The organism is Actinomadura sp. NPDC048955 (assembly GCF_040649435.1).
GTDB classification, from domain to species: Bacteria; Actinomycetota; Actinomycetes; order Streptosporangiales; family Streptosporangiaceae; genus Spirillospora; species Spirillospora luteofluorescens.
In genome coordinates this window covers 84191-96370 of record NZ_JBEZJI010000006.1, presented here as the reverse complement: position 1 = coordinate 96370, position 12180 = coordinate 84191, and the positions used below count along the sequence as shown (strand labels likewise).

Annotated in this window: 12 protein-coding genes; 9 read left to right on the top strand and 3 right to left on the bottom strand. The window is 73.4% G+C overall.

Going from position 1 to position 12180, the window contains the following annotated elements:
• The first annotated feature begins 6 nt into the window (after positions 1 to 6).
• Positions 7 to 2109: a 4-alpha-glucanotransferase gene (malQ, locus tag AB0C84_RS08620; RefSeq protein WP_361062890.1), complete on the top strand. Its 2103-nt coding sequence runs from the start codon at positions 7 to 9 to the stop codon at positions 2107 to 2109.
• On the opposite strand, the gene AB0C84_RS08615 is transcribed toward malQ, so the two are convergent.
• Positions 2090 to 3082 (bottom strand): hypothetical protein, encoded by a 993-nt coding sequence (locus AB0C84_RS08615; RefSeq protein WP_361062887.1) that lies wholly within the window; start codon positions 3080 to 3082, stop codon positions 2090 to 2092. The two genes, malQ and AB0C84_RS08615, sit on opposite strands and share 20 nt — an antisense overlap.
• An 81-nt stretch (positions 3083 to 3163) precedes the next feature.
• Positions 3164 to 5698, bottom strand: coding sequence for an aminopeptidase N (pepN, locus tag AB0C84_RS08610; RefSeq protein ID WP_339154741.1), 2535 nt, complete (start codon positions 5696 to 5698; stop codon positions 3164 to 3166).
• Positions 5699 to 5861: 163 nt separating this feature from the next.
• Here pepN and AB0C84_RS08605 point away from each other — a divergent pair, with 163 nt between their 5' ends.
• The 8 genes from AB0C84_RS08605 to AB0C84_RS08570 all read left to right on the top strand — a co-directional run bounded on the left by AB0C84_RS08605 (position 5862) and on the right by AB0C84_RS08570 (position 11854).
• Positions 5862 to 6476 (top strand): DsbA family protein, encoded by a 615-nt coding sequence (locus AB0C84_RS08605; RefSeq protein ID WP_179846930.1) that lies wholly within the window; start codon positions 5862 to 5864, stop codon positions 6474 to 6476.
• 134 nt (positions 6477 to 6610) lie between these two features.
• Complete coding sequence (locus tag AB0C84_RS08600) at positions 6611 to 7321, top strand: energy-coupling factor ABC transporter permease (RefSeq protein ID WP_361062882.1); 711 nt, start codon at positions 6611 to 6613, stop codon at positions 7319 to 7321.
• 11 nt (positions 7322 to 7332) lie between these two features.
• Positions 7333 to 7689, top strand: a complete 357-nt coding sequence (locus tag AB0C84_RS08595; RefSeq protein WP_218905673.1) for a PDGLE domain-containing protein — start codon at positions 7333 to 7335, stop codon at positions 7687 to 7689.
• On the top strand, positions 7689 to 8453 hold the full coding sequence (gene cbiQ, locus AB0C84_RS08590; RefSeq protein WP_361062878.1) for a cobalt ECF transporter T component CbiQ: 765 nt from the start codon (positions 7689 to 7691) through the stop codon (positions 8451 to 8453). The genes AB0C84_RS08595 and cbiQ overlap by 1 nt, the downstream gene beginning before the upstream one ends.
• Positions 8450 to 9202, top strand: coding sequence for an ABC transporter ATP-binding protein (locus tag AB0C84_RS08585; protein ID WP_361062875.1), 753 nt, complete (start codon positions 8450 to 8452; stop codon positions 9200 to 9202). Before cbiQ ends, AB0C84_RS08585 begins: the two co-directional genes overlap by 4 nt.
• Positions 9203 to 9329: 127 nt before the next feature.
• Positions 9330 to 10274: an ATP-binding protein gene (locus AB0C84_RS08580; protein ID WP_361062872.1), complete on the top strand. Its 945-nt coding sequence runs from the start codon at positions 9330 to 9332 to the stop codon at positions 10272 to 10274.
• 61 nt (positions 10275 to 10335) lie between these two features.
• Positions 10336 to 11334, top strand: coding sequence for a hypothetical protein (locus AB0C84_RS08575; RefSeq protein WP_361062869.1), 999 nt, complete (start codon positions 10336 to 10338; stop codon positions 11332 to 11334).
• A 43-nt stretch (positions 11335 to 11377) separates the two neighbouring features.
• The gene (locus AB0C84_RS08570) at positions 11378 to 11854 is read left to right on the top strand and encodes a ribose-5-phosphate isomerase (protein ID WP_258944447.1); all 477 of its coding nucleotides are present in this window, start codon (positions 11378 to 11380) and stop codon (positions 11852 to 11854) included.
• 19 nt (positions 11855 to 11873) lie between these two features.
• On the opposite strand, the gene AB0C84_RS08565 is transcribed toward AB0C84_RS08570, so the two are convergent.
• The gene (locus AB0C84_RS08565; RefSeq protein WP_258944446.1) at positions 11874 to 12104 is read right to left on the bottom strand and encodes a hypothetical protein; all 231 of its coding nucleotides are present in this window, start codon (positions 12102 to 12104) and stop codon (positions 11874 to 11876) included.
• Positions 12105 to 12180 lie beyond the last annotated feature (76 nt).

The window sequence follows — 12180 nt, the reverse complement described above, 5'->3', positions numbered from 1 at the left end:
GCAGGCGTGGCTGACGACGAACTGATCAGACTGGCCGGGCACCACGGCGTCGCGACGCGCTACGAGGACTGGCGGGGACGGGAGACGGCGGTCTCGCGCGACACGCTCGCCGCCGTCCTCGCGGCGCTCGGGGTGGACGCCTCCACCCCCTCCTCCGTCCGGGCGGAGCTCGAACGGCACCGGGACCGGGCGCGGGAGCTGCCGCCGACCGTCGTCGTCCGCCGGGCCGGCGCCGGCACCGCCGGCCGGATCCGCGCGGCGCTCGGCGGGCACCTGGACGCCGGCGCCGAGGTGGAGATCGAGTCCGGCACGGACGAGGTGCTGGCGCCGCCGCACGCTCATGTGCCGCCCGACGAGCGCTCCTTCGAGCCGCTGGACGGGCTCGCGGACGTCCCGCCCGGCTGGCGCGGCCTGCGCATCCGGAACGGGACGCGGACGCGGTACACGCAGCTGCTGGTGGCGCCCGGCGCGCTGACGCCGCCGCCCAGGATGTGGGGGTTCACGGCGCAGCTGTACTCGGTGCGGTCCGCCGCGTCGTGGGGCCTCGGAGACCTGCACGACCTGGCGGACCTCGCGGACTGGAGCGGGCGGGAGCTCGGCGCGGGCTTCGTGCTGGTCAACCCGCTGCACGCGACCGAGCCGGTCGCGCCGGTCGGGGCGTCGCCGTACTCGCCGATGAGCCGCCGCTTCCCCTCGCCGCTCTACCTGCGGATCGAGGACATGCCGGAGTACGCGGACCTGCCCGCCGCGGACCGGGAGCGTTTCGCGGCCCTCGCCGCCGGGCTGCGCGCCCGGGAGGGCCTGCTGGACAGGGACGCGGTGTGGGCCGCGAAGCTGGAGGCCCTGGAGACGATGTACGGCCGGCGCCGGGACCGCGACCCGCGGTTCGAGGAGTTCCGGCGGAGGGAGGGCGCCGCGCTCGCGAGCTTCGCGACGTGGTGCGCCATCAGCGAGGAGCAGGGCACCACGGACTGGCGGCGCTGGCCGTCCGGGCTGCGGGGCGCCCACGACCACGGCGTGGTGGACGCGCCCCGGTACCACGCCCGCGCCGGCTTCCACGAGTGGCTCCAGTGGAGGCTGGACGGGCAGCTCGCGGCGGCGCAGCGCGCGGCCCGGGACGCGGGGATGCCCCTCGGGGTCATCCACGACCTGGCGGTCGGGGTGCCGCACGGCAGCGCCGACGCCTGGATGTACAGCGCCTCCTGCGCGGCCGGGATGAGCGTAGGGGCGCCCCCGGACGAGTTCAACCAGCGCGGGCAGGACTGGGGGCAGCAGCCGTGGCGGCCGGGCGCGCTCGCCCTCGACGGCTACCGGCCGTTCCGCGAGATGGCCGCCGCCGCGCTGCGGCACGCCGGGGGGATCCGCCTGGACCACGCCATGCAGGTGTCGCGGCTGTGGTGGGTGCCCGAGGGAGCGTCCCCCGCCGACGGCACCTACGTCCGCTACGACCGCGACGCCCTGCTCGGCTCGCTGTCCTGGGAGGCCGAGCGCTTCGGCGCCGTGGTCGTCGGGGAGGACCTCGGCACCGTCGAGCCGGAGGTCCGGGTGGCGCTGGCCGACAGCGGCGTCCTCGGCACGTCCCTGCTCTGGTTCGAGCGGGACGGGCGGGGCCGGCCCAAGCCGCCGGACCGGTGGCGGGAGCTGTCCCTGGCGACCGTCGGCACCCACGACATGCCGCCGATCACCGGGTTCGTGCACGGCGACCACATCGACCTGCGCGACCGCCTCGGGCTGCTGACCCGTCCCCGGGCCGAGGAGGAGGACGACCACCGCCGCCAGCTGGCCGACTGGCTCGCCGTGCTGCACGCCGAGGGACTGCTGTCCGCCGAGCCGGCCGAGGTCGCGGGGGCGCTGGCGGACGGCTCCGACGCCCACGACGAGGAGATCGTCACCGCGCTGCAGGAGTTCCTGACCCGCACCCCCGCCCGGCTCATCGGCATCTCCCTGGCCGACGCCGTCGGCGAGCGCCGCACGCAGAACCAGCCGGGCACCGTCGACGAGTACCCGAACTGGCGCGTTCCGCTCGGGGACGCGGAGGGCCGCCCCGTCCTCCTGGAGGATCTCAGGGCCCGCGACGCGCTCCGGCTCTTCAGGCGAGCGAGGACGTGATGCGCTCGGTGACGTCGCGCAGGAGCGTGTCGGGCCGCAGGTCGGTGGTGGCGATCGCCGAGAAGACGGCCGGCAGGCCCGGCAGGGGGTAGGAGTCGTCGTCGGCCAGCGCGGACTTGCCCAGCGGGTGCCGGGACAGGGACCTGCGGGCGCGCGTCCAGGCCGCCTGGACCTCCTCGGGCGAGGGGACCCCGAACCCGTGGCCGACCGGTGCGGCGTGCCGCAGCTTCACCAGGGCGCCGTCGGAGAAGTCGGCGGCGAGCCTGCAGCGGTCGCTGAGGTCGGCGCGGACGAGGTCGTCCATGCGGGTCATGACCGTGCAGGGGGTGCGGCAGCGGGCGGCGCAGTCGCCGAGCGCGGCCGCGACCTGGCTGTGCTGGCGGTCGAGGTAGGCGCGCCAGCCGGACGGCGGCTCCTTGGCGACCCGCAGGGTGCGCTCGCAGGCGGAGCGCTCCGGCCGGGTGTGGTCGCACACGCGCGCCGTCCCCGGCTCGACGGGGACGCCGAAGCGGCTGCCCTCGCCGCCCACGGCGGCCCTGATCCGGGCCGGGTCGCCCGCGTGGCCGAGGACGGTCTCCCAGGCCAGCATCGGCAGGTACTCGCCGGCGATGTGGACGGCGGCGACGAGCGCGGCCATGTCGCGGCGGTGCCAGCGGATCGCGATGACCTCCAGCAGCAGCCGGTAGGCGGGGCGGAGGCTGGCGAGCGCCCCGCGGGGGTGCTCGCGCGCCGCCTGCGGCATGCGGCTGGCGCGGGCCCGGTCGAGGAGGTCCCGCGGGACCTCGCCGGCCGCCTCCGGCATGCCGAAGTCCTCGGCGTCCAGGTCCAGGACGCGCTGGCCGAACGCGCACAGCGCCGCGACCGGCGCGGCGCGGCCGTCCGCGGCCAGGGTGCCCTGGGTGATCAGCGCCTCCAGGTCGCCGAAGGCGTAGCGCCGCGCCAGCGCCGTCAGTACGTCCCGAGCCGTCTCCACCGCGTCCCCTCCCCGTGACCATGTAACGATCGCATGGTCACGGGGCCTTTGGGCCGGTTCGGCAGGACGGCCGCGGACGGATCAGGCGGAGGCGGCGTCCTTCGCCCGGGCGCGCAGGGCGCGGGCGACGCCGTCGCGCCCCTCCGACAGGAGCCGCCGCAGCGCCGCCGGCGGGTCGTTCTCCGCGATGTAGGCGTCGGTGCGGTCGACCGTGGACTGCTCGATCACCAGGAAGGGGTAGGCGACCTCGGCGAACGTCTGGGACATGTCGCTGGTCCACTCCTTCCACACGCGCCCGACCTCGGCGAAGTACGCGTCGAGGTAGGGGACGAGCAGCGTGGCCTGGTCCGGCTCGACGAAGCCGCCGAGCGTGGCCCGGTAGACGGCGTTCGGCAGGTCGCCGGCGACGATCCGCTCCCAGGCGGCCGCCTTGGCCTCGGGGGTCGGGATCGCGGCCTTGCAGGCGGCGGCGTGCCGCTCCCCGGCGGCGGTCCGGTCCCGCTCGTGCTCGGCGTCGATCTCGGCCTCGCCCGCCTTGCCGGTGGTGACGAGGCGGCGCAGCAGCGCCCAGCGCAGGTCGGTGTCGACGGTGAGGCCGTCCAGGACCTGCGAGCCGTCCAGCAGCCCCTGGACGAACGCCAGGTGCTCGCCGGTGACGGCCGACGCGGTGAACGCCAGGGTGTAGGCGAGCTGGAGGTCCGAGCCGGGTTCGGCGTCGCGGGCCAGCTCCGACAGGGTGTCCGCCATCAGGGCGAGGCCCTCCTCGCGCCACGCCGGGTCGGCGTACTGCTGGACGGCGGTGCGCGCCTGCCGCAGCAGCGTCTGCGTGACCGAGATGTCGGTGACGCCGCGGATCCCCTTGACCACCAGCCGGACGTAGTCGCGCGTCGCCATCTCCGCGTCGCGGGTCATGTCCCACGCCGCCGACCAGCACAGGGCGCGCGGCAGGCTGTCCTTGACCTCGCCGATGTCCTCGACGAGCGTCTTCAGGGAGTGCTCGTCCAGGCGCACCTTGGCGTAGGTGAGGTCGTCGTCGTTGACCAGGACCAGGTCGGGCCGCTTCTTGCCGACGAGCTGCGGGACCTCGGTGCGGGCGCCGACCACGTCCAGCTCGACCCGCTCGCGCCGCACGAGCCCGTCGGCGGTCTTGTCGTACAGGCCGATGGCGAGCCGGTGGGCCCGCAGCGTCGGGTAGTCGGCCTTGGCCTCCTGGAGCACGGTGAACGAGGAGAAGTTGCCCTCGCCGTCGACCTCGTACTCGGGGCGCATCGTGTTGACCCCGGCGGTCTCCAGCCACTCCTTCGACCAGGACGCCAGGTCGCGGCCGGACGTCTCCTCCAGCGCGCCCAGCAGGTCGGTGAGGACGGTGTTGCCCCACGCGTGCCGGTCGAAGTAACGCCGCACGCCTTCGAGGAAGTTGTCGAGGCCGACGTACGCCACGAGCTGCTTCAGCACGGACGCGCCCTTGGCGTAGGTGATCCCGTCGAAGTTCACCTCCACCGCGCGGATGTCGGGGATGTCGGCGGAGATCGGGTGCGTGGACGGCAGCTGGTCCTGCCGGTAGGCCCAGGCCTTCTCCAGGTTCGCGAACGTCGTCCACGAGCCCTTCCACTTGGTGGCCTCGGCCTGGCACAGGACGCTCATGTACGTGGCGAAGGACTCGTTCAGCCACAGGTCGTCCCACCAGCGCATGGTGACGAGGTCGCCGAACCACATGTGCGCCATCTCGTGCAGGATCGTCTCGGCGCGCCGCTCGTAGGCCGCGTCGGTCACCCTGGACCGGAAGACGTAGTCTTCCAGGAAGGTGACGCAGCCCGCGTTCTCCATGGCGCCCGCGTTGAACTCGGGCACGAAGAGCTGGTCGTACTTCGAGAACGGGTACGGGCGGCCGAAGACCTTCTCGAAGTAGCCGAACCCCTGGCGGGTCACGTCCACGATCGCGTCGGCGTCGAGATGCTCGGCCAGCGAGGCGCGGCAGTACACGCCGAGCGGGATGACGGTGCCGTCCTCGCGGCGGTACTCGTCCCGGACGACGTGGTAGGGCCCGGCCACGAGCGCCGTGATGTAGGTGGAGATCTGCGGCGTCGGCAGGAAGTGCCACGTCCCGTCTCCGGCCGTCTCGGCGGCCTCGTTGGTGACGACCTCCCAGTTCTGGGGCGCCTTCACGGTCAGCTCGAAGGTGGCCTTCAGGTCGGGCTGGTCGAAGCAGGTGAACATGCGGTGCGCGTCGGCCGTCTCGAACTGCGAGTACAGGTACACGCTGTCGTCGACGGGGTCGACGAACCGGTGCAGGCCCTCACCGGACCGGGAGTACGCGCAGTCGGCCACGACCCGCAGCTCGTTGTCGGCCGCGAGGCCGGGCAGCGGGATCCGGCCCTTCTCGGCGTCGTAGGACCCGGGGTCCAGGGCCTCGCCGTTCAGGGTCACCTCCCGCACGACGGCGCCGTGCAGGTCGATGAAGGTGGACGCGCCGGTCTCGGCGCTCCCGAACCTGACCACGGTGGTGGAGCCGAACCGCTCCTCGCCCGTCGTGAGGTCCAGGTCGACCGCGTACGACGCGACGCTGAGCAGCCGGGCCCGTTCCCGCGCCTCGTCGCGCGTGAGGTTGCCTGCCACATGAACTCCTTGGTCGGCTTAAAGGCTTGGTGCCCCCATGTCTACCAACCGGACGACCCGACGGCCCGTCCGCCACGGCCTTCGGGGACCTCTCGCCGACGGGAATCGGGACGGCCGCCCCCGGGTTGTCGCTGGGGACATGCGCAATCTCTAGGAGGCGACGTTGCCCGAGGACGTTCCCACACCCGTGGATTTCTGGTTCGACCCCCTGTGCCCCTGGGCGTGGATCACCTCCCGCTGGATCCTGGAAGTGCAGGAGCAGCGCCCGATCGACGTGCGCTGGCATGTGATGAGCCTGGCCGTCCTCAACGAGGACAAGGACATCCCCGAGGACTACCGGCGGATGCTCGCCGACGCCTGGGGCCCCGTCCGCGTGTGCATCGCGGCCGAGCAGAAGTACGGCTCCGAAGTGCTCGGGCGGCTCTACACCGAGATGGGCACCCGCAGGCACCACGAGCGGCAGAAGTTCGGCCGCGCGTTCTTCGAGGAGTCGCTGACCGCGGCGGGCCTGGACCCGGCCCTCGCGGACGCCGCCGAGTCCACCGGCTACGACGAGGCCCTGCGCGCCTCCCACAAGGACGGGATCGACCGGGTCGGCCAGGAGGTCGGCACCCCGGTGATCGAGGTCGAGGGCCACGCGTTCTTCGGCCCCGTCATCACCCCCATCCCGCGCGGCGAGGACGCCGTCAAGCTGTTCGACGGCGTTCTGGCGGTCGCGAGCGTCCCCGGCTTCTTCGAGCTGAAGCGCACGAGGACGGCGGACCCGAGCTTCGACTGAGCGCGGAACGCGGCCGTCCTCGCGCCCTTGCCGGCGGGCCACACACCGGTTGCTATTGCAAGGATGTTGCAACTACGAGGTGTATGCCGACAAACTGGTCCTGCTGGCTGCAAAGAGGTAGGGGTGGTTGAGTCGTGCACGTACCGGACGGATTCATCGACGCGCCGGTCTCGCTCGCTGCGGGCGCCGTCGCGGTGGCCGGGGTCGGGGTCGCGCTGCGCGGCGCCCGGCGGGAACTCGACGACCGCACCGCGCCGCTCGCCGGGCTGACGGCCGCGTTCGTGTTCGCCGCGCAGATGCTCAACTTCCCGGTGGCGGCCGGGACGAGCGGGCACCTGCTCGGCGGGACGCTCGCCGCGATCCTCGTCGGGCCGTATACCGGCGTGCTGTGCGTGTCGGTGGTCCTGCTCATGCAGGCGCTGCTGTTCGCGGACGGGGGCCTGACCGCGCTGGGCGTCAACATCACCACGATGGCGCTGGTCACCGTGGTCGCCGGTTACGGGCTGTTCCGGCTGCTGCTGCGGGTGCTGCCCAAGACCCGCGCCGCCGTGTCGGGGGCGTCGTTCGCCGCGGCCGTCGTCTCGGTGCCCGCCGCGGCCGTGGCCTTCACGCTGATCTACGCGATCGGGGGGACGGCCGACGTCTCGATCGGCAAGGTCGCCGCCGCGATGATCGGCGTGCACGTGCTGATCGGCATCGGCGAGGCGCTGATCACCGCCGTGACCGTGTCGAGCGTGCTCGCCGTCCGGCCCGACCTGGTGTACGGGGCGCGCGGGCTGATGAAGCCGCTGGAGCTGCGCACGGGCGGGCGGAACGCCGCCGAACCGAAGCCGTCCCAGGCCTGAGGAGGACCACGATGACCACCAAGCGCTTCTTCGCCGGGTTCCTGCTCGTCTCCCTCCTCCTGGCCGGGATCGTCAGTTACTACGCCAGCGCGAACCCCGACGGCCTGGAGAAGGTCGCCGAGGACAAGGGCATCAGCGCCAAGGAGAAGGACCACTCGCTCAAGGACTCGCCGCTCGGCGACTACGGCGTCAAGGGCGTCGACGACGCGCGGCTGTCCGGGGGGCTGTCCGGCGTGATCGGCGTCGGCCTCGTCCTCCTCGTGGGCGGCGGGCTGTTCTGGACGGTCCGGCGGCGCGGCCCGGCCGCCGCGCAGGCGGCTCCGGAGCGGGACGAGACGGCGCCGTCCGAGCCGTCCCGGAAGGGCTGATGGGCGCGGGCCACGCGCACCGGCTCTACGTGCCGGGCGCCTCGCCGGTGCACCGGCTGCCGCCGCAGTGCAAGCTCGTCGCCGTCCTGGCGTTCGTGCTGCTGGTCGTCGCCACGCCGCGCGAGCGGATCTGGGCGTTCGGCGTGTACGCGCTGCTGCTCGCGGCCGTGACGGCGGCGGCCCGGGTTCCGTTCGGGACGGTCGCGCGGCGCATCGCCATCGAGGTGCCGTTCGTCGCGTTCGCCTTCCTCATGCCGTTCGTCGCGAACGGCGAGAAGATCACCGTGCTGGGGCTGCGGGTGAGCGAGAGCGGGCTGTGGGGCGCCTGGAACATCCTCGCCAAGGGCACCCTCGGCGTCGTCGCCTCGATCCTGCTGGCCGCCACGACCGAGCCGCGGCTGCTGCTGCTCGGCATCGAGCGGCTGCGGATGCCGCAGCTCATCACGCAGATCGCCACGTTCATGCTGCGGTACGCCGACGTCGTCGCCGCGGAGCTCGGCCGGATGAGGGTCGCGCGGGCGGCCCGCGGTTTCGAGGCCCGCGACATCCGCGCGACGGGGGTCCTCGCCAGGTCCGTGGGCGCCCTGTTCCTGCGCTCCTACGAGCGCGGCGAGCGGGTGCACCTGGCCATGGTGAGCCGCGGGTACGAGGGCCGCATGCCCGTCATCGACACCGTGGGCGCGACCGCCGCGCAGTGGACGGCCGCCGCCGCGCTGCCCTCGGCCGCCGCGCTCGTCGCGCTGGCTGCTTGGATTGCCCCATGACCCCGTCGCTCGAGGTGAAGGGCCTCGCCTACGCGTACCCCGACGGCACTCAGGCTTTGTACGGCGTCGACCTCACGGTCGGGCGCGGGGAGCGCGTCGCGTTGCTCGGGCCGAACGGCGCCGGGAAGACCACGCTCGTCCTGCACCTGAACGGGATCCTGCACGGCGGCCTGGGCGAGGTCCGGGTGGGCGGTCTCGCCGTCGGCCCCCAGGACAGGAAGGCGCTGCGGGAGATCCGACGCCGCGTCGGCATCGTCTTCCAGGACCCCGACGACCAGCTGTTCATGCCGACCGTCCGGGAGGACGTCGCGTTCGGCCCCGCCAATCTCGGCCTGCGCGGCGCCGAGTTGGACCGCCGGGTGGCGGACGCGCTCGCCCGCGTCGGCATGGGGGACGCCGCCGACCGCCCGCCGCAGCACCTCAGCTTCGGCCAGCGCCGCCGCGTCGCCGTGGCCACCGTCCTGGCGATGGAGCCGGAGATCCTCGTGCTGGACGAGCCGTCCTCGAACCTGGACCCGGCCAGCCGCCGCGAGCTCGCCGAGATCCTGCTGAGCCTGGACGTGACGGTGCTGATGGTCACGCACGACCTGCCGTACGCGGCGGAGCTGTGCCCGCGGTCGGTGATCCTCTCCGGCGGCGTCATCGCCGCCGACCGTCCCACCCGCGACCTGCTCACCGACGCCGAGCTGCTCGCGGCGCACCGCCTGGAACTGCCCTTCGGGTTCGACCCGGCCGCGGCCCTGCGCTGACCGACGCGCCCGCCCGCCTCGCCGGATCGCCGGCACTTCGGCCGTTCCGCTTGCCTGCCCGGCCCCGCTCCGGGAGACTCATTGCCTGACAGTGGTAACGGTTTTCATATCCAAAATGGGGGCATTCATGAAGGTTGCGTTCGTCGGCAAGGGCGGCAGCGGCAAGACCACCCTGTCGGCGCTGTTCGTCCGCCATCTGGCCGGACGCGGGCTGCCCGTGGTCGCCATCGACGCCGACATCAACCAGCACCTCGGCGTGGCGCTCGGGCTGGACGAGGGCCGCGCCGCCAAGATCCCCGCGCTGGGCGACCGGCTCACCGAGCTCAAGGAGCACCTGCGCGGCGCCAACCCGCGCATCTCCTCGGCGGCCGCGATGGTCAAGACCACCCCGCCCGGCTCCGGGTCGCGGCTGCTGCGGTTCCGCGGCGACGACCCCTTCCACGAGGCGGGCCAGGAGGTCGACGGCGTCACGCTGCTCGCCACCGGCCCGTTCAACGACGACGACCTCGGCGTGGCCTGCTACCACTCCAAGACCGGCGCGGTGGAGCTCTACCTCAACCACCTCGTGGACGGGTCCGGCGAGTACGTCGTCGTCGACATGACCGCCGGCGCCGACACGTTCGCCTCCGGGCTCTTCACGCGGTTCGACCTGATGTTCCTGGTCGCCGAGCCCACCCGCAAGGGCGTCGGCGTCTACCGGCAGTACACCGAGTACGCCCGCGACTACGACGTCGCCATCCGCGTCGTCGGCAACAAGGTGCAGTCCGAGGAGGACGTCGCCTACCTGCGCGAGCACGTCGGCGACGACCTGCTGACCTGGGTCGGCCAATCCGCCGCCGTCCGGGCGCTGGAGCAGGGCCGCGACGGCGTCGAACTGGAGGACCGCAACACCGCCGCCCTCGACGTCATGCGCGCCGAGGTGGACGGCCGCGTCAAGGACTGGGACGAGTTCCAGCGGCAGGCCGTAGAGTTCCACGTGAAGAACGCGCGGAGCTGGGCGAGCCCGGCCGCGGGGGAGGACCTCGAAGCGCAGGTCGACCCCGGGTTCCGCTTCCCGGTCCCCGCCTCCTAGCGCCTACTGCGGGTAGTCCGGGCCCTACCGGCGGAGACGGAACCGCACTACTCTGCCCGCCATGACGATGCGGCGGATGCTCGCGATGACGGGCGGCGCGGTGGCTCCCATGGCGCTCCTCGCGCTGCTCTTCGGCAACCAGTGGGTCGTCGACGAGATCAACAAGAGCCACATCAGGTACGACGAGGGCATCGGGCCCGTGGTGACGTGGCTGCTCACGCTCTCCTGGCGGATCACGCCGATGGGGAGCCTCGGCGCGAAGCAGGTGCTGCTGGACGACTTCAGCCTGCTCGTCTTCTTCGGCGTGCTGGTGGCGCTGGTGCTGGCGGGCGCCCGGCTGGCCGACCCGGAGCGCGGGCCGTTCGGCGCTTTGATCATCGGCTGGTGGGCGGCGGTCGTCGCGGGCGGCGTGTCCGGGATCGTGGCCGCGCCGCTCACCCGCTGGGCGTTCGAGTTCCAGGAGACGTCGTTCAGCGCGACCTTCAACGCCACGGTCGGCCAGGGCGCCTCCTTCGGCTTCGCGTTCGGCTGGCTCGCCGGGCTCGGCGCCCTGGCCGGGTTCTTCCTCGCCCGGACCCGTGAGTCCGGGCCCCGGCCGCGGCAGCCCTACGCCCCGGCCCAGCCCTACCTGCCCCAGCAGGGCATGCCGGTGCAGCGGCAGCCGTATCCGCAGCAGATGCCGCCGCACCCCTCGGCCGTCCCGTACGTCCCGCCGCAGGGGCAGCCGCAGCAGCCCGCCTGGGGCGCCGCTCCCGTCCCGCAGCCTCAGCAGCCGGGGCAGTTCGGCGTGCCGCCGGTGCCCCCGCAGCCGTCCGCGCCGCCCCAGGAGCAGGCGGCCCCCGAGGCGCCCGAACCGCCAGAGACGCCCGAGGAGCCAGAAGCGCCCGAGGAGCCGGAGGGGCGGAAGGAGGAGAGCCCGGAAGAGCCGCCGGAGAAGGCGGAGAAGCCGGAGGAGTCGAAGGACGCCCCCGCCGACGGCCCGCAGGACGCGCCCGAGGACGACAACCTCGATCTGGCCGACCGGACGATCATCGACCGCAAGCGTGACGACGACGGCTGACCCCCGCGCGCGGGCACGGCGCGGGCCTGCGACAATCGGGCGCATGCGCGTGTTTCTTGGATCCGACCATGCCGGTTTCGAACTGAAGGAGCACCTGGTCTCCTGGCTGAAGGCGAACGGGCATGAGGCCGTCGACTGCGGCGCGTTCGTGTACGACGCCGTCGACGACTACCCCCCGTTCGTCCTGCGGGCGGCCGAGCGGACGGCGGCGGAGCCGGGAACGCTCGGCGTCGTGATCGGCGGCTCCGGCAACGGCGAGGCGATCGCGGCGAACAAGGTCAAGGGCGTGCGGGCCGCGCTGGTCTGGAACGATGAGACCGCCGTGCTCGCCCGCGAGCACAACGACGCGAACGTGATCGCGCTCGGGGCGCGCCAGCACGACCTGGACACCGCGACCCGCTTCGTGGAGCTGTTCCTCGCGACGTCCTACTCCAAGGAGCCGCGCCACACCCGGCGGATCAGGATGCTCGGCGCCTACGAGCACACCGGCGAGCTGCCCCCGCTGCCGCGCGAGGGCTGAGCCGGGCCGAGCCGTCCGGCTAGCGCCCGTTCTCGGGGGGCCGGCGGGCGCCGCGCTTGTCGAGGCGGCGCCGCTCGTTCTTCTCGGCCTTGGTCCGCCTGCCGGTGTCGCCGGGCCTGTTCGGGGCCGATCCGGAGGCGGCCGCGGGTCCGGCGCCGGCGGGCGGCTCCCCGCCCCCGGCGGGCGAGCGCGAGACGTCGCGGGCCCGCATCGCCGCGTCCACCGTGATCCGCATGCCCGGCTGAACCATGGGCCGCTCCCTCCGAGATAGTCGCAAGGCCACATTTACCCTGATTTCACGTAGCACGATCGTTACGATGCGTCAC